General features: G+C 48.7%; 22 protein-coding genes. 4 read left to right on the top strand and 18 right to left on the bottom strand.

What is annotated here, in order from left to right:
• Positions 1-59: 59 nt before the first annotated feature.
• The 6 genes from ACFQI7_RS02070 to ACFQI7_RS02095 form a co-directional block, all read right to left on the bottom strand.
• Positions 60-863, bottom strand: a complete 804-nt coding sequence (locus tag ACFQI7_RS02070; RefSeq protein WP_218096743.1) for a DUF6528 family protein — start codon at positions 861-863, stop codon at positions 60-62.
• A 91-nt stretch (positions 864-954) separates the two neighbouring features.
• Positions 955-2,007, bottom strand: coding sequence for an alpha/beta hydrolase family protein (locus ACFQI7_RS02075; protein ID WP_218096744.1), 1,053 nt, complete (start codon positions 2,005-2,007; stop codon positions 955-957).
• A gap of 46 nt (positions 2,008-2,053) precedes the next feature.
• Entirely contained in the window at positions 2,054-2,425 is a 372-nt protein-coding gene (locus ACFQI7_RS02080; RefSeq protein ID WP_218096745.1) for a Rieske (2Fe-2S) protein, read from the bottom strand.
• A 1-nt stretch (position 2,426) separates the two neighbouring features.
• On the bottom strand, positions 2,427-3,524 hold the full coding sequence (locus tag ACFQI7_RS02085) for an amidohydrolase family protein (RefSeq protein WP_218096746.1): 1,098 nt from the start codon (positions 3,522-3,524) through the stop codon (positions 2,427-2,429).
• 237 nt (positions 3,525-3,761) lie between these two features.
• Positions 3,762-5,072: an ABC transporter substrate-binding protein gene (locus ACFQI7_RS02090; protein ID WP_218096747.1), complete on the bottom strand. Its 1,311-nt coding sequence runs from the start codon at positions 5,070-5,072 to the stop codon at positions 3,762-3,764.
• Positions 5,073-5,199: 127 nt separating this feature from the next.
• Entirely contained in the window at positions 5,200-6,027 is an 828-nt protein-coding gene (locus ACFQI7_RS02095) for an AraC family transcriptional regulator (protein WP_218096748.1), read from the bottom strand.
• Between the two features lie 207 nt (positions 6,028-6,234).
• Here ACFQI7_RS02095 and ACFQI7_RS02100 point away from each other — a divergent pair, with 207 nt between their 5' ends.
• Entirely contained in the window at positions 6,235-6,660 is a 426-nt protein-coding gene (locus ACFQI7_RS02100; protein ID WP_218096749.1) for a MarR family winged helix-turn-helix transcriptional regulator, read from the top strand.
• Position 6,661: 1 nt separating this feature from the next.
• On the opposite strand, the gene ACFQI7_RS02105 is transcribed toward ACFQI7_RS02100, so the two are convergent.
• Complete coding sequence (locus ACFQI7_RS02105) at positions 6,662-7,081, bottom strand: MarR family winged helix-turn-helix transcriptional regulator (protein ID WP_218096750.1); 420 nt, start codon at positions 7,079-7,081, stop codon at positions 6,662-6,664.
• 187 nt (positions 7,082-7,268) lie between these two features.
• Between ACFQI7_RS02105 and ACFQI7_RS02110 the strand changes: the two genes are divergently transcribed.
• Positions 7,269-8,708, top strand: a complete 1,440-nt coding sequence (locus tag ACFQI7_RS02110) for an MDR family MFS transporter (protein WP_230414589.1) — start codon at positions 7,269-7,271, stop codon at positions 8,706-8,708.
• 98 nt (positions 8,709-8,806) lie between these two features.
• Here ACFQI7_RS02110 and ACFQI7_RS02115 read toward each other — a convergent pair whose 3' ends face one another.
• On the bottom strand, positions 8,807-9,202 hold the full coding sequence (locus tag ACFQI7_RS02115) for an HIT family protein (protein WP_218096751.1): 396 nt from the start codon (positions 9,200-9,202) through the stop codon (positions 8,807-8,809).
• A 531-nt stretch (positions 9,203-9,733) separates the two neighbouring features.
• On the opposite strand from ACFQI7_RS02115, the gene ACFQI7_RS02120 reads away from it, so the two are divergent.
• On the top strand, positions 9,734-10,330 hold the full coding sequence (locus ACFQI7_RS02120) for a CBO0543 family protein (RefSeq protein ID WP_218096752.1): 597 nt from the start codon (positions 9,734-9,736) through the stop codon (positions 10,328-10,330).
• A gap of 311 nt (positions 10,331-10,641) precedes the next feature.
• Here ACFQI7_RS02120 and ACFQI7_RS02125 read toward each other — a convergent pair whose 3' ends face one another.
• The 5 genes from ACFQI7_RS02125 to ACFQI7_RS02145 form a co-directional block, all read right to left on the bottom strand.
• Positions 10,642-12,411: a glycoside hydrolase family 2 protein gene (locus ACFQI7_RS02125; protein WP_218096753.1), complete on the bottom strand. Its 1,770-nt coding sequence runs from the start codon at positions 12,409-12,411 to the stop codon at positions 10,642-10,644.
• Between the two features lie 197 nt (positions 12,412-12,608).
• Positions 12,609-13,439 (bottom strand): helix-turn-helix domain-containing protein, encoded by an 831-nt coding sequence (locus tag ACFQI7_RS02130; RefSeq protein WP_230414590.1) that lies wholly within the window; start codon positions 13,437-13,439, stop codon positions 12,609-12,611.
• 84 nt (positions 13,440-13,523) lie between these two features.
• Positions 13,524-15,368, bottom strand: a complete 1,845-nt coding sequence (locus tag ACFQI7_RS02135) for a family 43 glycosylhydrolase (RefSeq protein WP_218096755.1) — start codon at positions 15,366-15,368, stop codon at positions 13,524-13,526.
• A 186-nt stretch (positions 15,369-15,554) separates the two neighbouring features.
• Positions 15,555-17,708, bottom strand: coding sequence for a family 43 glycosylhydrolase (locus ACFQI7_RS02140; RefSeq protein WP_230414591.1), 2,154 nt, complete (start codon positions 17,706-17,708; stop codon positions 15,555-15,557).
• A gap of 715 nt (positions 17,709-18,423) precedes the next feature.
• The gene (locus ACFQI7_RS02145) at positions 18,424-19,728 is read right to left on the bottom strand and encodes an ABC transporter substrate-binding protein (protein ID WP_218096756.1); all 1,305 of its coding nucleotides are present in this window, start codon (positions 19,726-19,728) and stop codon (positions 18,424-18,426) included.
• Positions 19,729-20,202: 474 nt separating this feature from the next.
• On the opposite strand from ACFQI7_RS02145, the gene ACFQI7_RS02150 reads away from it, so the two are divergent.
• Positions 20,203-21,108 carry an ArsR/SmtB family transcription factor gene (locus ACFQI7_RS02150; protein ID WP_218096757.1) on the top strand — a complete coding sequence of 302 codons (906 nt, stop codon included), beginning with the start codon at positions 20,203-20,205 and terminating at the stop codon, positions 21,106-21,108.
• A 103-nt stretch (positions 21,109-21,211) separates the two neighbouring features.
• Here the strand turns inward: ACFQI7_RS02150 and ACFQI7_RS02155 are convergent, their stop codons facing one another.
• The 5 genes from ACFQI7_RS02155 to ACFQI7_RS02175 all read right to left on the bottom strand — a co-directional run bounded on the left by ACFQI7_RS02155 (position 21,212) and on the right by ACFQI7_RS02175 (position 26,748).
• Entirely contained in the window at positions 21,212-22,510 is a 1,299-nt protein-coding gene (locus tag ACFQI7_RS02155; protein WP_218096758.1) for an ABC transporter substrate-binding protein, read from the bottom strand.
• 326 nt (positions 22,511-22,836) lie between these two features.
• Positions 22,837-23,298 carry an MEKHLA domain-containing protein gene (locus tag ACFQI7_RS02160; RefSeq protein WP_218096759.1) on the bottom strand — a complete coding sequence of 154 codons (462 nt, stop codon included), beginning with the start codon at positions 23,296-23,298 and terminating at the stop codon, positions 22,837-22,839.
• A gap of 176 nt (positions 23,299-23,474) precedes the next feature.
• Positions 23,475-25,193, bottom strand: coding sequence for a bifunctional metallophosphatase/5'-nucleotidase (locus ACFQI7_RS02165; protein WP_218096760.1), 1,719 nt, complete (start codon positions 25,191-25,193; stop codon positions 23,475-23,477).
• Positions 25,194-25,422: 229 nt separating this feature from the next.
• Positions 25,423-25,839: a VOC family protein gene (locus tag ACFQI7_RS02170; protein WP_218096761.1), complete on the bottom strand. Its 417-nt coding sequence runs from the start codon at positions 25,837-25,839 to the stop codon at positions 25,423-25,425.
• A 108-nt stretch (positions 25,840-25,947) separates the two neighbouring features.
• Entirely contained in the window at positions 25,948-26,748 is an 801-nt protein-coding gene (locus ACFQI7_RS02175; RefSeq protein ID WP_218096762.1) for a carbohydrate ABC transporter permease, read from the bottom strand.
• Positions 26,749-26,755 lie beyond the last annotated feature (7 nt).

Raw genomic sequence — 26,755 nt, forward strand, 5'->3', positions numbered from 1 at the left:
TTACCAGACGGTTGAGTTCCAATACTCTTAACTCCGGCACGTCTTATGGAATGATTTCCTTAAAAATGAATATCGAACGTGTTAGTGAATTTTATATATTGATATACAGTCTTATTCGTCGTCACCCATAACCTATCCGTATCCCCATATACCGGCTGCAAGTCACGACCGCCTGCGGTCGGCAAAGCCACCTTCACTTTCTCGCACAAGGTGGGATTGTCATCCGTGCCGCCAACCTCAAGACTGACCAAATATTCATAACCCGGTGCCCAAAGAAGTTGATTCTTCGGATCCCACTGAACGCCATGGGCACTGGCAAGTTGCGACGGCCTGGAACCATCTTTTTCCGAATCCCCCGACATCGAAGCTACAGAAATTTCCGTCAGCATCCGCGTAATCGCCAAAGCCGCCATCAGTTCAAGCCCGATTGGCCTCAGCGAGAACAAATAAATCAAATCCTGACACCAATGCTTGATCAACTCGTTCTTTCCCATCCGAATGATCGGCGATTTACGGTGCTCAAGCAGGGACAAATACATTTTGGCCTGTTCTCCGCCTAAGTGTATCCATACGAGCTCCCAAGGATCCTCTGGATCAGAGTAGTACGCATGCTCCTGCGTCAAATCGAAAAATAACAAATCGTCGGGACCGACATGGTACTTCGTCCCTATCCAAATAAAAAATCCTTTGCCCCGGCTCACGTACTGGAGCTGATACCCGTAAAAGGAATCGGCCTTGCGGACGGTCGAAAAGGTGCGCGGGTAAGCGACCCAACCCATAGCATGAATATAAAACGCAAGATGTTTGGACAATTCGCTTGGCGAATGTCTGAAGTGATAATAGTAATGGCGAGATTCCGTCAAACGCGACCACACCTCCCAACCATCGAAACACAGCATGATTTGAATGTAGTATAACAATGCCCCGCCATCGAGTAGCGGGGCAATAAAATCTTTATATTTTCGAAACCTTGCATATTCCTCGATCCTCGCTGCCGTCCGCCCACGTAATCCGATAAGGGTAAGGCAGGAGCGCGAACATCGCGATTTGGCAGGAAGTCAGATCATAATGCGCCTCCGCGAGCGCATCGACGGCATCCAGTTGAATCCGGAAGTGCTGCGTATACACGTAGCCTCCGACAAGCAATGATCCGGAAATAGCCAACTTCGCCGGCTGTGTGTGGGCTGACCGATTCCGCTCCGATTCTGCTTCCAGCAACCGGAGTTGTTCTTCGGAAGCGCCGGTCAAATGTCCGCGGCCCCCAACTCCCGGCAACTCGTCATAGCGGACAAGCGACCTTTTGCCTAGCCGCTCCATCTCGCGCACGTAAGATCGGGAATGCGATACCGGGACCCGGATATCGCCGTCGCCGTGCGCCATGTACAGCGGCGTCTGCACGTTGGCCGCCAGCCGCAGTCCGCTGCGCGCTTCGTACCGCTCCGGCTCATCGTCCGGACTGCGGCCGACCCAGACGTCCAGCTCGTCGCGGAACTCGCCCGTTTCGTCCTGCGCATACCAGGCCGCATAGTCCGATACGCCGTAGAACGCCGTCGCCGCCGCAAACAAATCCGGAAACTTGGCCACTGCAGCCAGCACATTCCCTCCGCCTCCGCTGCCACCTTCCAAATATATTGGCGGCTCGGCGGACAAGAGATGCTGCGCATACTCCTTCTGCACGAAGCGCACAGCATCGTAAATGTCGATCAGCTCGTAGCCGTTGCAGTCCGGCTTGCCTTCGGAAAATGCCCTGCCCCGCATATCGACCTGCACGACGAGATACGGCAGCTCTCCCGGGTGTTCGCGTCGCACCGGATTCGGCATGCTCATGTGCCATCCATGCAGCTGCACAAGCATGGGACCGGGACGCTCCGGCTTGATGATATTCAGGCCGAGACGGATTCCCGGCGTGACGGAGGATGGATAGCAGCGGAAATCCTGGAACGGCGATTGAAACGGCCGAAGGCTCGTTTTCGCTAGCCTTACCTCGTCTTCATACGGATTAAACATGGCGAATTCCTCCGATCGCATAATCCTGCACACGGGTATCCTCCGTTTATTGAGCCATCAACACATAAATCTCTTCCCCTTCGACCAGCACTTCATAGCCGCGAAGCTTGACCTTGTCATCGGCCATATGTTTACCGGTGAGCAAGTCAAACTCCCAACCGTGCCAGGGACATCTTAATATTTCCTCGTCTTTGCCGAATTCGTATTCATATACCTCCGAAGGAAGCTTGGTCCCGCACACCTTCCCCTTGCATATCGGTGCAGCCGCGTGCGGGCATACGTTCCGCCATGCATAATACGCGCCATTTACATAATAAATGCCGATATCGATCCCTCGGATTTCGACGAGTTTGCTCCCCGCTTGAACAATGTCGCTTACTTGGGCCGCATAAACCTTCCTTTTTACCATTGTCGTCATGTTAACGCGCCTCCGCTTCCGGTTCAGCCGAAGGCGCCGAAGTAAGCCCGTACAGCGCGATCGCGTTATCGGCGAATATTTTATCCCGGAGCGCCTTGCGGATCGGCCGCAGCGCCACCTTCGGGTTATCGTAATCCCAGTGGGGATAATCCGAGGAGAACATCACCATATGATCGGCGCCGATCATATCAAAAATCTGGTTGATATGGTCCGGATGAGTCGGCTCCTCGATCGGCTGGGTCGTCAAACGGATATGTTCCGTAATATATTCGGACGGCAGCCGTTTCAGCCAAGGCACTTGGTCGCGCAACCCTTTATAATTTTTGTCCATCCGCCACATCAGATGCGGCAGCCAGGCGATGCCCCCTTCAATCGCCACGAATTTGAGCTTCGGGAACTTCTCGAACACGCCTTCACACACAAGGCTGTTCACATGCGCCATGTAGTTGATCGGCAAAATGTTATGCCATTCCAAATATCTTGTAGGGTAACCGGATGGCGTCGGAGCCCCGCCTGGCCCGCGTCCTTCCGTTCCCGGGTGGATTGCGACGGGAAGCCCGTTGCGCTCGGCGGCTTCATAGATCGGATGATAAAACCGCTGCCCGTACAATGTGCGGGCGCCGCTGCACATGATGACTTGAATCATATCCGGGTGGCCGGCCATTCTGTCGATTTCTTTGGCCGCCGCCGCAGGATCGGAATGATTGATCAGAATCGAGCCTTTGTACCGCGGACTGGCCTTCAGCCACGTATTCGCCAGCCAGTCGTTATAGGCGGAAGCGACCGCATTGCCGAAATCCGGGTCCGGGTGCAGCGAAATGCCCAAGATGCCTGAGCCGGTCAAGATCGCATAATCGATCTCGTTAGGCTCCAGGTGGTGCTTGAGAAGAAAGTGCGGGTCGCTGCCCGCCGCCCCTCCACCTTCCGGAACCGCATCTTTGCGCATCACGCCGATAGGCGAATACCAGCCGTACATTGAACCTGCGCCGGAGCCGGACCATTGTTCATGCCAGACTCTCGGCAAATAAGGGAGCAAATCTTTCGATTTCGCAATGGCGTTATGAACATCGGCATCAATTAATTTCGGTCGGTTACTCATGTTTTTACCTCCATCCGAACAAGTCGTGTATTGTTGTCTGAGATTAGAATAAAACGAAAATGCTGCGGCGTACATGAACATTAATTATCGATAACTGGATAATTGTTATGTGCAGGCAAGCCCATATGACCTTGCAATATAAAAGGCAGCCCCCCGGCAACATCGGAGAAAGACATTCTCCCATGCACCAAGGGGCGTATGCTGCAACGTTCATGGATACACGTCCGGCGTGGTGGATTATTTTACTTGAATGGACTCGATTTCCTTTTTGGCGGCATCGGCGGATTCCCTGAGCGCTGAGTTCGTATCTTTATTATTGAAAATCATTTCCTTCATCGCCGCGACTACATGCTTTTCCGCGATGCTGGAATATTCCGTTTTCGGTATGGCGGCCGCATAGCTGGCGGGAACCAAAGCTTTGATGTTCTTGCCTTTATAAAACTCGGCATACTCGCTCCCTTTGCCGAATTCCTTCAGCACGTCGGGATTGGTCACGATCGGCGGAAGACCCATGCGGGAGGTGAACAGCTGGAACTCATCCGTCGTAAAATACGACATGATTTCGAATGCCTGCTCTTTATGCTTGCTTTGACTCGTCAAATAAAAGTATGCAGGATACGATTGCGGCCCTACGCCTTTCGCTTCCTTAAAGGACGGGAGCGGCACGACGTCCCAGTTCACGTCGGACATCTCGGCATCGCGCCATACCGTCGAGAAAGCGAACATCGCCGCATTTTGCGTTTTGGTAAACGCCGCTTTATGAATAGCCGTATTGGTCGACATCGCATCCTTGTACGTTTCCATGCCGGGCAGCTTGAAGAACCGAAGCCAGTTTTGCACCAGAGCGGCGTATTTGTCGCCCGTGAACAGGATTTCGTTCGTCTTGGAGTTGACAGCCGGAAGCGATAGCTGGTTGTGCGAGAGCATATGTCCCGGCGACATGATGTACCCGTAATATTGGACTCCCGAATCGACCCGGGTCAATTTCCTCGATAATTCATACAGGTCATCCCATGTCATCCCCTCGGCCGGATACGGAACCCCGAACTTATCGAATATGTCTTTGTTGTAAAATAAAGCCATGGTCGACGTTCGCACCGGCAGCCCGTACATGCCGCCGTTTGCGAGGTCCTTTTGAATCGCTACTGTCGACGGTTCCAGGCGGGACGTGTTGTAGTTGTATTTCTTCATCAAGTCCGTAATGTCGTGCTGAAAATGGTACTTGATTACCGCGTTGTTCGTTAGCCCGATGGACGTGAGGATCAGATCGATCTCTGTTCCCGAGGTAACGAGCGCTTCCAGATCGCCCGTCAAATATTTCACCGTCACATGCGGAAATATCTCCTTTATTTTGTTGCCGTATTCCACCATGAATCGTTCTTCGGGATGTTTATCTACGTTGTATATGGTCAGCTCCACAGGGTCTTTCTTTGACACCGGCACGGCCCCTTCTTCTTTCGGCGTCTCCCGGCCCGGGCCGCCCGCACCGTTGCAAGCGCTTACCATTAAAAGGGCAATGATCGACATCATAGCTTGTTTACACCGCATTTGAACGACTCCCCCTCGCTCCCCTCAAACCTGCTCCTCGGGTTCTAAGGCTATCTTAACGTCCGTACGAGCGATGCGTACATGGAGAAATAATTCGATAAACTGGACAATTGTTATGTCTTAAGGATCATCCGTTCCGGAACTCGCGCGGAGGAATTCCGACATGAGCGGTAAACAGCCTGGTGAAGTAGAACGGATCGGGGAGGCCGACCTCGCGGGCGATTTCGTTGATTGCCAGTCGGCTCGTCTTGAGAAGCTTTTTGGCTTCATCCATCCGGATTTTGTGCAAATACTCGATGGGAGTGAAGCCGGTATGCCTCTTGAATATGATCGAGAAATAGCCCGGTGAAAGCGATAGCTGCTTGGCTAACCATTCCCGGGAAACGGGTTTGGAATAATTCGCTTTCATGAGGCCGATCGCTTCCTCAATATATTTGTGAGGCGCCGTGTTCGAAGCCGGGTCGTTTTCCAGCAGTAGATCGATCTTATTTACAATATCCAGCATTGCCAGCTTTACACGCCACTCGTATCCTTTGTTTTTTGACGTCCAAAACTTAAACGCATTCTCGAAATCGTCCTTCATGCTTCGGTCCGGTACCCGGAACACCTCCGGTATCGGCAATATACCCGATTTATCGTTCCATACCGAATCCGCTCCCTCCCAACGAACCAAACCGTACTGATAGCTGAACGAATAATGGCCGAGGGGGCGCTCGGGACTCGTGGTGAGCAGCAGGCGCTGTCCCGGGCGATGCTGGAAGATCATCCCTTCGGACAATGATGTCTTTTTATGGTCCAGCTCAAGCATGCCTTCTCCGGTATACACGTAGGCCAGCAGGTGCATCACCGTCGATTCGCGATAGAGCTTGTACTGAAACTCCTCCCAATACGATTGTTCTCTATGATTCACATGGAGAATTCTTGGCGTGAAACTTTCCAGAAACTCGTAGTCCATCGATACGATCACCTCATTACACGGGTCCCTTTGCTACGATAACGATACCTTTTAATCTTCTGCTCGGCAATAAAGGAATTAAGCCGCTTCATCGCGAATTCTTAAAACAGCATATATTTCGCACCAGAAACATAAGGCTATGAGGCTTGCTCAAAATAGCCGCAGATCACGAATCGTATGAAACCAACGCCATAGGGAGGCACGTTTATGAATGATTATAATAAATATGCTTTTCGTATACGGAGCGCCATGCAGAAAACGCAGCGCGAAATCGCAATGAAAATGCAAACGCAATATAAAACCAAATTAACGAGAGTCCAGTTTCACCTGCTTCAATTGATTTCGGAGGAAGAGCCTTGCAAAGTGACGGACATCGCCAAAAGATTCGGGGCGAATCCGAGCACCGTTTCTACGGTCGTTACCCGGCTTGTACACGAAGGTCTCATTACGCGCGAATACGGCAATAACGACCGCCGAAATGTATTCGTTTCCATCACGCCGCAAGGCAGAGATGTTCTCGAAGAGGATCTTCATAATTACAGTCGGGTGCTGGAGCATTACCTTTCCCATTTGGAACCAAGCGAGCTGGAAACGTTTATCCTTACATTCGAGAAACTGGCTTCCGTCAAATAACTCATTCTACGAAAGTGCGGTTCAATCGAGCAAGCAGTTCTCCGAATTGTTTACGCTCTTCATCGGACCATTCTTTGAATAATTGCGCATGTCTGGCCAACCGGGCATTTTTGGCTTCCGTCAATCTGCGCATCCCCTCCTCCGTCACTTGAAAATAACTTGACCTTCCGTCTCCAACGTTCGGCAGCCGCTGTACATACCCTTTAGCTTCCAAAACCGTCGTTTGTCTGCTGATGGTCGAAATATCGAGCCGAAACTCGTCAGCGAGCGCTTTCACGCTGGTTGGTCCGCCGGATTTGGAAAGCTGCGTGAGCAGCGTATAGGTAGATCTGTCCATCCCTCCCAACTCCTTGTCCAGTGTGCTTCTGCGGATTAACACAACCAATTCGTAATCGATCAATTCCAAGTCGTTCCTATTCACGGTTCATCATTCCTTTTGGATGTATTGACATATGGGTCGGTAGTTGTATAATACAAATACTGCCAAATGATTGTATCATACAACTATATACAAGGAAACCCAGCATCTCAAGCAGCTCCTGGTATGTACGGGTGAGTATTCTTATTTGCAAGGATGAAGCTTTTCAACAAAAAAAGGCGGCGATGAAGTGGCACACAGCGCATCAGGCAAATCGGCATTTTGGTTCATTATTTTATCGATTTTTTTCGGAAATTTTATGTCTATTCTCAGTTCGACAACGATCAACGTAGCTTTTCCGATTTTTTTGAAGGATTTTCATGCCGAGCTGGGCGAGGTTCAATGGATGATTACCGGATTTTTGCTCGCAACCGGGATTGTTGCTCCGGTTGTCGGTTATTTCGGCGACCGCTGGAGCTATAAGCGAGTGTATATAGGAGCATTGACAGGATTTACCCTGTTCTCCGTCTTATGTACGGTCGCTTGGAGCATTGAGTCGCTTGTATCGTTTCGCATTATGCAAGGCGTATTTAGCGGTCTGATCATTCCGACGACCATGACGATGATTTACCAATTTATCGAAAAAGAGCGACAGGCGTTCGCAATGAGCTTGTGGAGCTTATCTTCCATGCTGGCACCTGCATTCGGACCGACCCTGGGAGGCTGGCTCACCGAATATTTCGGCTGGCAATCTTTGTTTCTGCTTAATTTGCCGATCGGCATTACTGCCATTGCCGTTGCGTTCAAATGCTTGCCTTATCAGAGGGCTTTCCGATCCAAATCGTTCGATTTGCCGGGTTTCATAACGGTGCTGATCAGCAGCTCCCTCCTTATTTTGTCGTTCAGCGAAGTGAACCACTGGGGATGGACTTCCTGGAAAACGCTGACTTGCCTGCTTGTAGGGGCATCGACGCTGACTTATTTTATTCGCCGTGAACTTTCACTCGAAGAACCGCTGCTCAACCTGAGCGTATTTCAATCGAGCCGCTTTACTTACAGCTTGCTCATCAATTGCATCATTACGGCTTCGTTATACTCGGGTACGTTTCTAATCCCCGTGTTTTTGCAGGACATTCAGCAGTCGACCCCACTGCACACGGCGCTCGTGCTGCTGCCCGGCTCTCTGGTGATGGCTCTGTTCTCTCCTATCGTCGGGAAATTGTACTCCCGTATCGGGCCTTTCTGGCTTATTATGAGCGGTATCGCGCTGCTGATCGTATCCAACTTGGAATTAAGCCATATCACGCTGCAAGCTTCGCATACGTATGTGGCGGCATGGATGACGCTCCGCTATGTCGGCATCGCCTTGGCGTTTATGCCGGTCATGAATGCCGGCATGTCTTCGATCCCCAAGGAAAAGTCGGGACACGCCTCGTCGGTGACGAATTGGGTGCGCCAGGCTACCGGCGCACTGTCGATCGGCGTTTTCAGCTCTATGCTCGCCGCCAGATCGTTGACGCATCAGAATGAACTCGGCGGAAGCTCGCTCGCAAGAGAGATGGGCATGACTTTAGGCGTGCAGGATGTGTTCATGACGGCCACCGTCATTTGCGTGGCAGCCATCCCGTTGACCTTTATATTAAAGGAAAGACGAAGCAAACAAAAGCTTGTTGCTGAGCAAAGCGGCTAGGCGGTTATCTCTTAACACATCCGATAGTCCAGGCACGCAAAAAATGCCTTTTCCGGATATTCGTGAATAACCGGCAAGGGCATTTTTCCAGTGGGATGTCATTTTTTATCAAATTCGATCGACCTTTTATTTTCCTTTTGTTTCAAATGATGCCGTATTCCCTTGCCTGCCAACGGCTCGTCGCCAAATCTCGGAATAATATGAAGATGTGCATGGAACACGGTCTGTCCGCCGACTTCATAACAATTCCAGCCTACATTGTAACCATCCGGCCTATAGAGTTGGTCCATGCGCAATTTGACTTGCTTGAGCAGACGAAACGTATCGACCGTTTCTTCTTCCGTTAAATCAAATACCGTTTCACGATGTTCCTTCGGCACGATCATGCCCGAGCCCTTCAGCACTTCGTCATCGTTTCGTATAAACACGCAGTACTTGCTTTCAATAATCGTTTCACTACTTACTTGCGGCCAGCAGAATGGACAGTGATCCACGTTTCGGTCTCCTTCAGCTTGGTTTATTAGGCATCAGCTTCTTACAATAATCTCATGCTTTCAAGTAATCCTGCAAGTCATGCGGATGAGCTTTAATACAAATTCCTATCCGAGTATACAGTTATGCCTTGATCAATATCTGCAGATCGGTTTGTTCGCGACAAAAAATCAAGCTCTTTCCAAGTATAACAAGTGTTATTGCCTTCCTCGAGCGCTTTCAATACGGCTTCTTTTACGTTGGCTTCAGGATTTTCCTTTAAATTTGTTTGGTTGGCGGAATGCCCATCCTCCGTGAAGTATCGCGCGTCCATGTGACTCTTGATCAAATGAATTTGTTGTTCTTCGCAGCATCTAATGTCACCCCAAGTATGTTCATTTACTTGTTATTATGCAGCAAATTTATTATTTCGCGCAGGGTGATGTACCTCAATTCAAAGCTTTTCGATAAACTAGAATAAATATTTGTATAAATTAACCATCATAAGTACAAACTGTTCATGTCTAGGTAGCAATATTGTTGCGGAGGTTATAATGATGTCTCAAAACGAACTTGAATCTATGCGATCTCAACTAAATAATTTGAATGTAAATCAGTGGATCAACCATGAATTATTCAGTTTTAATTGGTGGATCATATTACTTTTTAACACTGTATTATTTGGGTTGTTAATCTTACTTACTGATCGGAGAAAAACGTCAGCCATTGCAATTGCTTTTTTAATTTCTTTATCAATTGTTGGATTGTTCGATGAAACAGGTACTTATTTCGGTTGGTGGAGTTACCCGTACGAATTCGTACCGTTCAGCGCTCGATTCAATGCCGTAAATTTTTTTGCCATCCCCAGCATAATCGCGCTAATGTATCAGTGGTTTACACGATGGAGATCTTTCTTATTGGCAACCGTAATTTTTTCGGTTATTATTTCCTACATTGGTGAACCGGTTTTCGTTCTTCTGGGTATATATAAATTAAATACTTGGACATATACCCGGTCATTTTTAGTAATGCTTTTCATACCTATTGTTGTTAAGTACTTGACTGATGTCATATCAAAAAATAGAGCTCGCAATGAACATGACGATGATTTGAACATTAACTGGTTTAGAAGGAAAGAAAAAATAAACTAGGCTTATAGCTATTAGCGTTTCATCCTCCTCCCCTCTAAAAATGGGGATTTTGTTATGATCCTCTATCGTTTTTGAACGCAATGAGGCATTGAAATTGATAAGATGGTTTTATCATCGATGAAGGGTATCATATTGTATGACTGCTATAACATACTGTTGGGCCCTCGCCCTTCCCTCCCCGGGGTTATGTTGTCCACCGGATCATCGGTAGTATGGCCCCCTCCGACTCCCTTCCCGCAGCTTGCCATTTCACCTTTGGGGTTTATAGGTTTGCTGGCTTCAGCCGCCGGATCTCGCCGACGTCTGCGCGATTAGTACTTGACCCGCCCGCCAAATATTTTCCGAATTTTCTCCAGTGAAGATTTGGGAACACGATCATAGCTCAGCAGCCCGTTAATCTCTTGTTCTACGTCGGTTAGCTGTGTGTAGCAAATGCCTTGAATCTGTGGGGATTGTAACAGTGGCTCGACAACATCAGCAAGCCTCTTAAGAAAATCCTCTTCATTCTCGGCTCCGGAATAACCCCAACCCTCCTGCTCGTTTTTCTTAAAGGCAATACCACCAAATTCGGTCACAAGAATCGGCTGGTTCTCATACACATTGCCTCCAACCAGGAGCTCGCGGCGGGAAGGCTTCATACCCAACGTTTTTTCCAGCGTTGCATATTGCTCCTCCAGCTCTTCCCGTCTCCACTCGTAGTCGTGAATGGTCAAGAGATCCGTTCGCATATGCTCCCAACCGTCGTTAGAAACAACCAGTCTAGTATCATCTAAGGACTTGGTTAAGTGGTACATTGCAAGTGCATGCTGCTGCTGCCGCTTATCGACCAGAATGTTTGGGACTCCCCAGCTTTCATTAAGGGGTACCCAGACGACAAGGGAAGGATGATTGTAATCTCGTTCAATGGCCTCCTGCCATTCAGCGGTGATTTTCCGAACGTACTCCTCCGTGTAATCATAAGCGTTCGCCATTTCGCCCCATACGAGAAAACCTAATTTGTCCGCCCAGTATAGAAAACGGGGGTCTTCAATCTTCTGATGCTTACGAGCTCCGTTAAAGCCCATTTCCTTTGCCAATTCAATATCCCGTTTCAGTGCTTCATCGTTTGGAGCTGTCAGGTTTCCGTCCGGGAAATAACCTTGATCAAGGACAAGACGCATGAAATACACCCGATTATTCAGCATGACCTTGCCTGCTTCAACGGATATTTTACGCATGCCGAAATAGCTTTGCAGAGAGTCCACTGCCTCTCCATTCACAAGCAAGGTTATTGTGACGTCATATAGGTTAGGATTGTGCGGCGACCACCAACGCCCCAATCCGTGATCGTTAAAATCGTGCAGCCCCACGGTTCTGGTTTCTTCAGCATGATGAAAACTTAACGTTGTGCTGGTGAAATACTCATCTTTAAATCGAATATCGATGCGGGCCTCTATCTTATCGGCTGCTGGAGCTTGATTCAAGAAAGTCCGGATTTGAATTTCGTTCTTATCAATATCTGGCTTGAATTTGAGTTTCTTAATATGCAACTGGTTGACCGGCTCCAGCCAAACCGTCTGCCATATGCCGGTTGTCCGTGTATAGAATATAGAGGCTGAATTGTCCTTCCAATATTGCTTTCCGCGAGGAAGAGTGACATCTCGGCTGAAATCCTCAGATCGAACTACAACCGTATTCTCTCCTTGCTGCAGAAACGCTGTTATGTCTGCATGAAACGGTGTATGTCCCCCTTCATGAAAGGCGACCTCTTTCCCGTTCACCCACACCGTTGCCGCATAGTCAACCGCGCCGAAGTGAAGTATGATCCTGCTGCCGGTCCAATCCGCAGGAATGGTGAAGCTGCGCTTATACCACACCAGATCGTGAAAACCGGTCTCTCCAATTCCGCTTAATTGGCTCTGATACGCAAAAGGAACTTGAATTTGTTTCCTAAATTCCTTGGTGCCCGAGCCCCATTGCTGATCATCTCCTACACGGTGATCATCGAACTCAAACTCCCAGGCTCCATTTAAGTTAAGCCATTTCTCCCTTACGAGCTGTGGCCTCGGATACTCCGGTCTTTGGATCATCTCTTGATTCATGTCTGCACTCCTCTTATTTTATTAACATATAAATTAATATAATTACTTTCATGTGAATATGATAGGCAAGTCATTCTTTTTTGTCAATCAAAAAGTTTAATTGTTAACTAATTGGTTATATAAAAAGTTCATCCTGCCATTGATATTCCTGCGTCCAGCAATAAAAATAGCTCAGTCCGGCGTAAGGCCGGACTGAGCTATTTTGCATCGAAGTTCTTGCGCCACTCAAGCGGCGTCTTGCCCGCATGCTTGATGAACAGATCGTGAAAGCGGCTCGAGGAAGTAAATCCGACTTCGGAAGCGATGAACTCGACCGGCTTGTCGGTATTTCTCAGCAGCCTTTTGGCTTCGTTCAAGCGAAGAGTGATGATGTACTGCTTCGGTGGTACGCCGACCCATTCCGTAAATTTTTTGCGGAAAATGCTTTCGGATAGAAAGCGGCGCGCCGCCAAATCGGCTATCTTCAAGGAAGTGAAATAAGTCCTGTGAATCTCTCGCAGTACGTCCTGGACCATCCGTTCGTCCCTATCCCCGTCTGTAAGAGCCGGTTCCGAAGCTCGGGGCGCGTTTGAATGGTATGACAGCAGCAGCGTCTCTAGCGCATTGCGCATCAAATCGTCCGAAAATTCGTTCAGCCGCTCTCGCTGGCCTTCTTCCTCCAATTGCAGCAATGCCGCTTTGGCGCTATGGTGATGAGCTCCGCATAACCGCGATTTCAAAATTTGATTTGGACGCTGCTTATATGCACGCTGAAGCAAATATTGGCAGTAGGCCGGGATTTCGCGGAAATCGTAGTGTACCGAGATCCCGGCCCAAGCTTTCAGGCACACGAATCCGTGGTGAATGCCGGCCGGAATCAGGATCAGGTCGCCTGCCGCAACCGATACGTTTTGCCCCGCCGAAGTATAATACCCTTCTCCCTCAAGAATAAGCGTTATTTCGTCGGCGCCATGCGAATGAGAACGAAACAGTCCTGCTCCCTGCTCTCCCGTAAAGGAATGAGGGGCAAAATATTCGATGCTTTCCACAAATCCGCAGCTCATAGGGAATCCCATGCCTTTAAAGTGAATGGTTTTCCCTTATTGTAATGGATTCTGGATGCGCTTACAACTTCAGTCCAATCGGTACATGAGCCAAAATTGCGCGACCCCGCCGGGGATATCCTGCCAAGTCCCTACGCTCGCTCCGCTGTCGATGCTGGATCCGCCTACGTCGAGTGCTTTGCCCGTCCGCACGTTTAACAATTTACAATAGCCGTTGCCGGTGTCGACGAGCTTCCATTTTTGCGTGTCCAGCCCCTTATCCTCCGAGACGGCCACTCTTCCCCAAGAAGCAGCTGGATCCATGACGGTCAGCGCTTTGCCGGAGTTTGGATTGATCAACGAATAGGTTTTGTCCGCGTTCCGGACAATTTTCCAGCGCTGTGCTGCCCCGCCGTCGGTATCGTTCCACATCCGGGTCCAAGTCCCATCGGCCGTACCTGCGCCGGTCACATCGAGCGCCTTGCCGCCGCCCGGGTTGATGAGCTTATATTCAGCCCCGGACTTGACCGAGAACGTGTTGCTTCCCGACATCTCGATATAATCGATCTCGACGGCATGTTTGCCCTTCGTGAATTCGATGACGTTGTTATAGCCCTTTTTCAGATTGATTTGTAATGAAGCTGTTGCGAACTGGTTGCTTCCCGTATGGGGGAAGGACATCGTCGTTAGATTGCCGTACACCGAAACTTGTACTGTAGCATCCGGGCCGGCGGTGTTCGAATATCGAACCGATAATGTGTAGTTCCCTTCCTCCGGTACAATGATATCCTTGAGCGTCAAGGAGCTATTTTCGTTATTCAGACGCACAATTTTACCTCCGGAAGCGGCTGCCTTATCCTTCACTTCCGCTTTAACCGGCGTGCCTTCCTCCGCTTCAATCCGGTAGTCGCCGGACGGAACGGAGAGCGGACCGTTCGTCGGTACGCCGAAATTCGGAGAACCGTCATCGTTCCATGTAAAAGGCTGCACACGGGACGGACGGGCGCCGCAACCTTTGCCGGGACCGCTGTTACCGTGGTATACGATCAGATCTTGAGTGCCGTCTTTGGATTGGACGAAGGAGTTATGGCCCGGGCCGAACACACCGTTTTTCGGTGATTTGGCGAATACCGGCTGCGCGCTCTTCGTCCACGATACGGGATTAAGCAAATCGCTTGTATCGTTCGCAGTCAGGATGCCGAGCGAATAATCGTCCTCCCAGCAGGCGCTCGCGGAATAGACGAGGAATATTTTTCCGTTCCGTTTTAGGATGACTGCACCTTCGTTTACCGGCATTCCTTTCTTCTCCCAGCCGTATTCGGGCTTCGTCAAAATCACGTTTTCGCCGTCCAGCGTCCACGGATTGGACATCGGTGCTATGGCGATCGCACTGCCATGAGCGCCGGACCAATTCCCGTATGCCGCATACAGGAAGTACAATCGGCCGTTATGGTCAAATACCGTGCCGTCCAGACCGGAATACTGCGTGTTCAGCTTTCCTTTGTCGGTCCATTCTCCCGAAAGCGGATCCGCGGAATCATTCTCCAGGACGTACACTCCGCGGCATTTATCTCCGCAGCCCGTATTCGCCGTATAATAGATGAACCATTTACCTTCAATATAATGGATTTCCGGAGCCCAGATGTCTTTTAAGCCGGAAGGGCGTGTCCATACCGTTTTCCGTTGTCCCAGATCGATTGCGGTCAGCGATCTCGATTTCCAAATATCCAATCTGTTGCCTAACGTGCGGGTAAAATAATAATATCCGTCCGTATGCAGCATCACATAAGGATCCGCTCCGGCAGTATTGATCGGATTCGAATAGGTCGAAGTGGATGCGGCGGACGAATCATCAGCCCCAAAAGAAGTCAGGATTAGCATAAGCATGAGAACAAGCGCCGTTAATTTCAAGCCGATTCCTTTAGCAGCGCGCATTAGTTCCGTACACCTCCGGCATATTAGGATGGTTGTTACGATCGCGATCGAACAAGTACAATGATACAACGAAACCAACTGTGAAAGTTACCGAAAGCGCTTGCTTCACGCAGGTAAACAAGCTGAAAATGAACCGGATTCGACGGTCGAATCCGGTTTTGACGGTCCTCTAATACTTCCTTCTCATTATTGCTGGGACAATAGGAAACGTGCGCCCCTAAGTAAATAGTTTGCCGCATCGTTCGATATGTGTTTTCCATTTTGCGCTTGCACTTCGTTAATAAAACTATGCAAATTGCCATTCTCCAATTTTACCTGCAGGCTGTTGGCAATGCCGGCATTATCGATTTCCTTGCTCCCCGCAAAACGCGTCACTAATGCCTTTAATGAATTAATACTTGCCACGGTATGGAAAACCACGGTTTTACTGCTTGAATTGCCGGCTAGGTCGACTGAAGACACCACAAGCGTATGTGTTCCTAGCGGCAATGAAAGGAGTGGGACCGTCGTGCCGATCTTAAAAGAATATGTATCCAACGTCACCGTCGTCTTGCTGTTGTCGACTCCCGATGCCGTATCCATCGTAGTAATCAAAGGGGTCAATTCCCCGCTATCATCATAGATGCTGCCTTCTCCAGGAATGGCAACTTCTATCGTTGGCGCCTTCGTATCGAGCTTTAAGCTGACTGCTTTCGCAATCTCCTCATTCCCAGCTATATCAGACGAACGATAGGTGACTGTGTATGTTCCATCTTGGCTGAATGTGATGGGTGCCGTATAGGTTTGCCAAGTTGTCCCGCCATCCAGACTGTATACTGATTTTGCAACACTGGTCAGTTGGTCCGTTGCCGACAAACTTACCGTTACCGGATGCGTGTACCATCCGTTTTTGCCATTCGGAACTTCAGGTGAAAGAGCCGCAGATGTGATCGGCGTAATGATCGGTATTTGGATGCAATCGATTTCCGCGAAGCCTGAACCCTTGGTGAATTTGATCGTATTGCTGCCTGCGATCAAAGAAACGTTTAACGTCACAATATTACTACGCGTCCAAGCCCCGGTTTTCGTGTACGTTATTGCTTTCGCTGTGCCACCATTCACCGAAACATTATGCGTACTGTCCCCGCCCGTTCCATTGTCGTAACGTACATACATCGTGTAGCTGCCGGATACAGGAACATTGACGTTGAACTGAACAAAGCTGTCCGCGTAGTCGATATGGCCGACGACCTTTCCACCGGAAGCGTATGATTGATTGACAACTTGGGTATTGAATGTTGCCGCTTGTTCCGCTTCATAAGTGGTTCGCTGCAGAGCTTCGCCTGAAGGTAAGTTTACCGGCAAGTCGGGCGATATCGGGGTACCGAAATTCGGCGTGCCGTCGGCATTCCAACTGAATTTTTGCGCACGAACATTCCGGGTCCAACCTGCGCCGCTGTATTTGGCCGCATGATAGATGATCCAGTCTTCGGTGCCATCGATCGATTTCGTGAAGGAGCTATGCCCTGGACCATACACAATCCCTGCAGACTGAAAAACAGGGGTTTCTTTCTTCACCCAAGAGGCGGGATCAAGTGGATCCGTGCCTTCCAGCGTCAGCATTCCGAGACAGTATGCATTTTGCCAGCTGGCGTTCGCAGAGTATACGACAAATGTTTTCCCCCCGTGCTGCAGCACTTCAGGCCCTTCGTTAATGGCAGAACCGCTCTTTTCCCAGTTGTACGTAGGAGAAGAGATAACAACCCGATTGCCGCTTATATGGGTAGGAGAATCCATAGGCGCGATAAACAGTCTTTGAACCCTATCCGTCGTGCTGTTCCAACCGGACCATATAAAATACAACTGGTTATTATACGATAACACCGTCCCGTCAATTGCCCATTGATCTGACGGGTCGGTCACCTGGCCGATAAAAGTGTACTTGCTGAGCGGATCGGAATCGGCGCTTTTCAATACATACATGCGATGGGTCGAATTGTCGCCGTTCACGTCTGCCGCAAAGTAAACATACCAATAACCGTCATAATAATGCAGCTCCGGAGCCCAAATATCTCTGAATGTCGTATTCGCATTTGACCAAACGACGACCTTGGGACTACTCTCCACACCGCTGATCGAATCCGATTTCCAAATGGTTACGTTATTGCCCGTGGTGCGGGTAAAATAATATACGCCATTGTGTTGGATCATCCATGGATCAGCACCATTCGACATGATCGGATTATAGAACGTTCCGGTAGACGCCGCATAAGATTGTTTCTCTGACGTGAACGAACCGAGAAGTATCAGTGCAATACATAAAACGAATGCTGCAGATTTCTTATACATTTTGGATACCATTAACCATTCCACCCCTTCAAAATTTGTACTACCTCAAATGCTGAAGTCTTCCTCAGGCACTACTTGTGAATATTTCTTACTTAATCACTCAGCCAAAACCGGCTCTCATTAAGCTTCATCATGACACAACCTTTTATTAAAAAATCCGAATAAACAACCTTCAATTAATTTTGCGCGATTATGATAGCGCTTGCCCTGAGCTGTTCCCTCACCTCCCAAAGTTACCGTTGTCCTTCCTCTCACCTCCTTTCCGAATTCGCCAAAGAAATCTATCATTGAGAAGGAGTCTCTCCTCCCTCTCTTTGGCCGCAGAGCTGCTGCTAACATATATTCCGATATGAACTCCCAAAAGAGGGCCGAAACGATTACCCACTTTTGGAATCTATACATTTTGTATCAAATAGTACGCACAGGGATTTCTAACGCCTGATCTTATCGCGGATTGAACTAAGATATTGAATTTCTCTGGAACTAGATCGACAAATGTTAGCGCTTTCGTTTGTTTAGATCCAAAAGGCTTACTAGCCATGTAAAGTACAATGAGCGTAACATCGTTTATTCATATGGAAAATGAAGTTTTAAAACAAAAAGAGTAGCTGGTATGCTCCCCTTTTACCGTCAATACAAATCGGAACTACAATTCTGCAAAGATAACCCTCTGCTTCTTGGGAAATGTCTACAGGAAAAAGCAGAGGGTTATCGGCACAAGGAACAATTACTGGGCAGCAGCTTGTTCCTTGATATACTGGTTTAGTTTCTCCTGCGCATTCCGCAAGGCGGTATTGACATCGACACCCTTCAATATCATCTCATTGTTCGCTTCTACAATTAAGCTTCTGCCTTTCGTATCAAATTTCGTATGTTCATGCACTCCCGGCTGGAGGGTGAAGAACGCATTCGTATTTTTCCCCTTCAGAAACTCCAAGTCCGCGCCAAACTCTTTCTTCAATTCTTCGGTTTTCTTCAGAATCGGTATTCTTCCGCTCTTATTGATTATCTTTTGCACCTCTTCTCCAGCGACATAGGACAACACTTGGAAAGCTTGGTCCTTATGTTTGCTTGTGGTGGTCACAATCATATTATGCGTTTCCGCCTGCCATGCATAGCCCTTGCCCTTCTCAAACGTGGGGAGCGTTACCATGTCCCAATGAAGTTCCTGACCGCTCTTTGCCAGTTTATCGATTTCTCCGATGACATCTGTGCCCCAATAGCCGGCCATAGCAACTCTTTGGTCTTTCACAAACACGGTGTGCGAGTTGCTTGAAAGTTTACCGTCCTTTACATATCCCGGGATGTCATACATCGATTTATGCAGATTCAGTACCCTGGCCCAGCTATCCGTTGTCAATACGGCTTCGTTCGTCTGCTTGTTCACATAAGGCAAAGTAAGCCCCATTGCAAAGCGGTCCACCCCACCCACGTAGAGACCCAAATACTGAACGCCTCCGTCATCGCGTGTCAGCTTGCGCGCCAAATCGATTGTCTCTTCCCATGTCATGCCTTCCTTAGGATAAGCGATTCCGAATCGTTCGAATATGTCTTTGTTATAGAAGAGAGCAGGGATGTTCATTCGGAATGGCAGCGCAACCATTTCACCTTTTGCTCCAAACTTCTTGATGGACTCAATCGGGATCGGTTCGTATTTGGACAGGTCCAATCCGAATTTTTTGATATACGGATTTAGATCCTCAATGATTTGTAAATCCTGTAAAGCAGGAATCCCGGGCAACCCGGCGATTAAAATATCGGGGACATCGCCCGATGTTATCATATCCTGCAGCTTGCCGCTAACCAGTTCCAATGTAATATGCGGATATTTCTTTTTTACCTGCTGGGCAAAATAAGCCTCAAAATCTTCTTGCGCGAAAAAGCCATGGGCAACCATTAACTTTAAAGTAACGGGTTCCGTACTGACATCGGATATATCCCCGCTTTTTTCGCCGGGCTTCTTTTGACTTTGGCAACCGGCATTCAGGAGCAAAGCTAAGACTGTGGCAGTAAGTACTAACTTCCTGTTCAATTAGACCCCTCCATGTTCATTGTATCTATCCAAAATAAACTTCATATGACACAGTGCTGGTGAAATACTCGACTTTAAATCGAGAATCAATTGTGGGCATCTATCTTGCTTCCTAGAAGTTCCTGGTGCACACCTAATCCGGAAACCGTTTTCATAAATTCCGCTTCGTTTGCTTTGTTTGTGAAAGAATCTCGATTCGTTTAGTAAATCCCTTATCACCTGCCCAGCTGTTCTTCAACTCCTACATGGTTATCGGTTAAAAATCAGCCAATGCTCTCTTACAATCTGTGTGCGAGGATACTCCTGTTTCATTATTTTTTGAGCCATGTCCGCACTCTCCTTCTTCTACTTAATAAAATCATTATCTTTATTGTATTCTGGTTAATATAATAGATTCCCATTTCTTTTTTGTCAATGTAAAGTTGATTAATTAACAATTTGGTTATATAATTGGATGAGTTAGGAGCGTGCTTTATGAAAATAGACGTGACCACAAGAAATATGAACGTGCTGGAGTGCTTTTCTTCCGAAACGCGAGTTCGGATTATTGAATTGTTGAATGAGAAACCTTATAACATTGGTGAGCTCGCAGAGGCATTAGGCTTGTCTTCAGCCATAATTACGAAGCATATCCAGAAGCTGGAGGAAGCTAGGATTGTTTCTACGGAGAATTCGGTAGGAAAACGAGGTACGCAGAAGCGCTGTTCATTGAATGTGGATAAGTTGACGTTAGTACTCCGAACTGCCGAAGAAGAAAAGCCTCAGAGCCAAACCGGATTTTCGGTCGACCTACCGGTTGGACAATACATCCGGTATGAGGTTCACCCTACCTGTGGTTTGGCGTCCTCTGACAAGCGCATCGGCATGATGGACGATCCTCGTTATTTCGACGACCCCGAGCGCACGACGGCAGAGCACCTTTGGTTTGCAAGCGGTTTTGTCGAATATCGGATTCCGAATTATTTGGTGGGAAAAGAAGCCGCGTCAAGCTTAAATATTGCTTTGGAGATTTGTTCCGAGGCGCCTTATTATAACGACAATTGGCCGTCGGATATTACCTTCTCCATCAATAACATTGATGTTGCTACCTGGACCTGCCCGGGAGATTTTGGCAGCAAGCGCGGACAATACACGCCCGAGTGGTGGGTAGATACACAGTACGGACTTCTTAAGGTCCTCTCCATTACCGATGAAGGCACACTTATCGATGGGGTAAGGTTTTCGGACGTTCGTATTCATCAACTGAACATAAAAGCAGGACAGGAGCTGCTCTTTCGAATCTCTTGTCCCGAATCCGCTGCGAATTGTGGAGGTGTCAGCCTTTTTGGCAAGAACTTCGGCAACTATCCGCAGGATATTCGAGTAACTATTTCAGTTTAGTTTAGATCTCTATTTATTGATTAACGAACGTTAAACAACCTAAGACCCAATGAATGGGTTTTAGGTTGTTATCATTTCTCCAATCCAAAAATCACAACATCGACTATTTTTGTTTGATTTGCGGTATCAGCTTCGTAATTTCTTCGTCCGCTTCCCGAAGCGCGGTATTTACGTCTTTTTTACCGGCGACGACATCGGCAACCTTAGCGTTGAAAATTTTTCTGACATCGGCATGGCCGGAGTAGGCCGAGGACGGCATGTATGGAGCAATCTTTCCTTTAAAGATCGCCTGTACATTTTTCCCTTTTAAATATTCCATCTCGGTACCGTATGCGTCTTTCACCGTTTTGCTATTCAGTACGGGAACATATCCGAATTTTTCCGCCATCGTCGTTTGTACTTCTTCGGAAGTCAGCACGGAGACCACTTTGAGCGCGTCATCCTGATTTTTGCTCACTTTGTTTACGCCCATATACAACGTATCTCCGAGTCCTTTGAGTCCGTCATACCCTTTATAGCTCGGCAGCTGCACCATATCCCAGTTCAGACCGTTCTTCGTCGCTTCCGGCAGCGACGGCATCATATTGGAGATGACCATCGCGGTATTTTGATCTTTGACGAACGCATTGACCACATCCGCAAACGCGCCTCCTTTCGGCTCGTTCCCCGGGATCATGACCAAGCTCGAATACAACGTAAGCAGCTGCTTCCATTGATCGTTATTGATCGTTGGCATATCCGTCTTCGGATCAAGCAGATCGATCGGCAAACCGCCTTTCATGGCGAAGATGCTCTGCGGGTGCAAGCCTTTGTACTGGAAGCCTTGATCCGACTTCGATACTTGCTTGGCCAGATTGATGACGTCTTCCCAATTCATGCCGTCTTTCGGATACGAAACGCCGAATTTATCGAAAATCGCTTTATTGTAAAACATCACAGTCGGACTGCTGTAAAAAGGCAGCGCTACCAGTTGATTGTCTACTTTGCTCCGTTCAATGAGCGCCGGATCGAATTTGCCAAGATCGATGTTCTCCTTTTTGATCAGAGGCGACATATCTTGCGTCAATCCGAGAGTGACGTACTGACGGGTGTCATTGGAAATCGTAAAAATATCCGGGAATTCGCCCGCGGCTACAAGTTCATCCGGGTTCGTTCCTTTTGCTCTTGTGATCTGCTCCAGCGTAATATGAGGGAATTTCTTCTTGACCGGTTCCACGTATAGCTGCTGCCATTGGTCGTCGGGCACGGCCACCCATTGATAAATTTTGATCGTTACCGGTTTGGCATCGGCTTTTGGCGCCTCGCCGCCCGGCGTATTTGGCGTTGTTTTTCCTCCCGAACATGCTGCAAGCAGGCTCAAGGCCGCCAGCGATGAAACAATAACGGATAAGCTCTTTTTCATTTTGTAGTCCCCCCATATGTTTATATAGCAATTCATAGATCATTGTCATCGCCAAAAACACCGGGTGTAAGCGTTTTATTCGCGATAGTTATATTATAAATAAATCGCTTCTGCTGCGCTCACAGTACATTGCTCAAAATTATAAGAATGTTGCTGCTTCTATGCTCATTACTTTGCTTTTGCTATTTATTATCAATATTTTGCTCATGGCCATAAAAAAAGCAGCGAACCGCGATTTCAGTCGCAGTTCGGCTGCATTTGGCGTAAGCGCCGCCTGTTGGTCGGATCATGCATTGCATTAGGTGTTTGTAGATTATCGCCGTTTGTTACACTTCGCGATGAGACCGGAACGCGGCAGCTTGTCCGTAAAACGCGCCTTTCTCATCCGTCAAATTCCACACCGTCGCCTGCAAGATGTAAAATCTCCTGCCGGTGCGGGATATCCGGATTCCGGTATAATCGTCGACATAGCCTTTTTCGCTGACGGCATTCATGAATGTGGCCCGCTCCTCGCGCTCCATCGGCTCCGCCGTCAGCCTCGACGGCGTACGTGTGAACATCTCCCAATCCATCTCCCACAGCTCCAGCGCCTTCCGGCTGCCGAAATTCAATATCGGATCAGCCTCCGTCCCATGCGATAGTACTACCATCGGAGCATGGAACAGCGCATTGAACGCATGGGCAGGATCAAACTCTTCATCCAGCAGCGGTTTTCCCGTCCACCTTCGGTAGCTTTCCATCACTCGTCTGGCATGCTCGTCAGTCGCTCCAACGCCGGTGTATTTCATCTTGAATATAGCCTCCTCCTCGTTACCCGATCGCGCTGCTTCCGATACAACGCAGCCGGTAACTTCTGAACCGCATTCATCTATTTCTCATTACATTTACTATATAAGAGTAGTATAGATTACGGCGATATTCAATCGCGGACGCTCCATCTCGCGGCTCAATAGGCTGCCGTCCATTATGCATGCTTCGCACGAATTCGGTTTAGTTTGGGCGCTTGAATTTCACCTTGAGCCTTGATGTAATCCATCACGGGCCAAGAAGCGATTCGCAGCGCATCGGAGTATCCCGAAAATGACGGGTATCCTCCCCCGTTAACCGCGACAAGTCCGTTCGTAGCCACACGGTATCGCCGATCAGGGTCAAGCTTCTCCCCGTTAATGATGACATCGGCGGGAGCGATACGAGCCCTGAGCGGCTGATGGAGGTCGTAGGCGTATTGCACATTGTATGAGACATTGACCGGCTGAAACATAACCGTCCCATCCGTCCCTTGACTCCACTGCTCCTCCAAAATTTGTTGAATCTGTTTGCCACTCAGCGTAACCACGATTTCCGAAGTATGGGCACCGACACTATGCAGCAGCTCTCCAAACGTAATCGTTCCGTCAAGATCGGTCGGTACCGTACCTTTGGCAAATAACAGGTCACCCTTCGGCAGCCCGACGGTCATGGCGAAATCGACCGGCTGAGGTATTTTTTGGGCTGCGGCATAAAAGGCGTCCGCTACGACGTTCGCGAACGCGCTTTCACCGTAAGCATTGCGCGCGCAAAGGAGATCCCCTTTCAATTTGGCCAGAGGAACATTCTGTTGTTCTTGCGCACGTTTCGACCAATAAGCCACCATCGCTTCGATATCCGGATCAGGCGCAATATCTCTCGTATTCGGGTGATTAATGCAACGGGTTTTGTCCCGTAACACGTCTTTGGTTAGCGGATCAATATACAGATTGATTTCCGTAATGAGTCTGCCGTGATTGCTTCCTTCCACAACGGGACGCGGATTTCCATCCGGATCGTCGATGAGGCAGTTGAATGCCGCATGCCAGTGACCGGTGATGATGACGTCAATAGCCGGGGAAGCCTTTGCCGCAAAGTCGATTGCCGGTCCCCACGGCCGCTCGCAGCCATTAAAGTCCAAGCCGCTGCTGTCTGCTGACCCGCCCTCGTGCACCAGTGCGATAATCGTCTGTACGCCTTGATCCCGCAGCTCCTCTGCATAGCGATTAGCCGATTCCAGCAGCGAGTCCGCATATAACACGCCCGATTGAACTGACATCTGTTCTTTCGTAAATGCGGCTTCCTCGATTAAACCGATAATCCCCACAGGAACGGTGCCGCCGCGACCGTCGGGGATGTGCTTGATGATATACGGCTTCAGCACAAGCTGTCCGTTCCGCGCGTCCCGGACATTGGCGCTTATATAATCAAAATGGCAACCGCGAAACGGCTTTCCGGTAGAATCCTTGTAGCAGCCGTCGATGTCCTCGGTACCGAAGCATTCTCCGTTCATCATGTGACGGATTAAAAATTCGGGGGAGACATCGAATTCATGATTTCCCGCCGAAGACACCTCCACTCCGATCGCATTCAAAAATTCAATTGTAGGTTCGCTTTTGAACGCAGCCGTCTCGATCGGCCACCCGCTAAAATTATCGCCATTGGACAGCAGCAGCGAGTTCGCATGGCCTGCTCGCAGCCGCTTCAGGTGAGCTGCCAAATAGGCTGCTCCGCCTACGACAAGAGGTCCGTCTAAGGATTGAATTTCTCCGTTCGCTTTATCGCTGGCAGGCTGAAGATAACCGTGAAAATCAGTGATCGCCAGCAGTTGAAGCTCAATCGGTTCAGTTTCAGAACGTGTAGCTTGATCGCTTAGCGGTTCTCGGGTCTCGTACATCAAATAGGCTCCTTTACGTGTAAATGGCTACAGTCAGCTTACCCGATGGGTGAAAAGGCAACAATGAACGATATTGTCCGATTTATGCAATATATTGGCCAATGCGCAAAGAAACATCGCTGCGTAAGCGATGTTTCTTTAACTAGGATATGATAATGTTGTTCGCTTTCCCCATCTGCCGCGAAAACGAAAAAGCTTGTATGCGTTCTGCCGTTACGCTTCTTCCGGCTTACCCTTGATTGACGACAGATTGATCCATGTACATGACTTCCCACAGATGTCCATCGATATCCTGGAAGCTTCTCGTGTACATGAACCCGTGATCCGCCGGATCATTGGATACTTTTCCGCCGGCAGCCAGCGCCTTGTCCACAATCTCGTCGACTTGCTCCCTGCTGTCGGCCGACAATGCGACAATGGCTTCCGTCGTTTTGTCCGCATTGGCGATATCTTTCTTCGTGAAGGTGCGGAAGAAATCTTCCACGAGCAGCATGACATAGATGTGATCGCTGATCACCATGCATGTTGCGTTGTCGTCCGTAAATTGGGCATTGAATTCAAATCCGATCTTCGAAAAAAAGTCGATGGACTGCTTCAAATTTTTAACCGGCAAATTCACAAAAATTTTGTCCGCTGTCAGTGCCATTGGATGAAGTAACTCCCTTCGTTTACACAAATTTTTTCACTTCTCCAATATAGCATAGAGCAAATGTCAAGGTTTCTTATGAATTGCTATATTTTAAGCGACGGGGAGTTATTTCACGCCGGAATGCATGAAGCTGTTAATAAACCCTTTTTGAAAAGTGAAGAAGCCGACCAGCAGCGGGATGGCGATGATTAACGTCGCTGCTGTCACCTCCGCAAATTGGGCGCCTGTTTCGGATGCATGAGCGAATATGGCAAGCCCGACCGTAAGCGGCCGGTTCTCCGGCGAATTCGTAACGATGAGCGGCCATAAGAACGCGTTCCAATGATGGCTGATCGAGACGATGCCGAAGGAGATAATCGATGGAATGGCAAGCGGCGCGTATACTTTCATTATAATTTGCAGCACATTGCAGCCGTCCATCCTAGCCGCTTCCTCCAGCTCATACGGCACCGACTTAAACGTTTGCCTGAGCAAAAACGTTCCGAACGCGGAAGCAAAGTAAGGAATCATGATGCCAAGCTTCGTATCGATCAGGTGCAAACTTTTCAGTACTTGATAGTTTTGAACGATCAATATATCCGGAGGAACCATAATCTGCATCATGACCAACATCAGGAGCACATCTTTCCCCCAAAATCTCAATCGGGCAAACGCATAAGCCGCCAATATGACGGTCACCAGCTGAACGGCCAAAATGCCGATCACGATCTCAATCGTATTGACATAATATTGGCCGAAAGGAGCAGCGTCCCACGCCCGTATATAATTGTCAAAAGTAAACTGCAGCGTCCATCCGGATGCCACGATCAAATCTCGGGGCCGAAACGAGGTTAATACGGTCCAAGCTAACGGGATGATCCAAATGGCAGCCAGCAGGTACATTAAGCCGTTTTTCAGGTAGCGCATTCCAATC

The organism is Paenibacillus allorhizosphaerae, assembly GCF_042659105.1.
Classification (GTDB): Bacteria; Bacillota; Bacilli; order Paenibacillales; family NBRC-103111; genus Paenibacillus_G; species Paenibacillus_G allorhizosphaerae.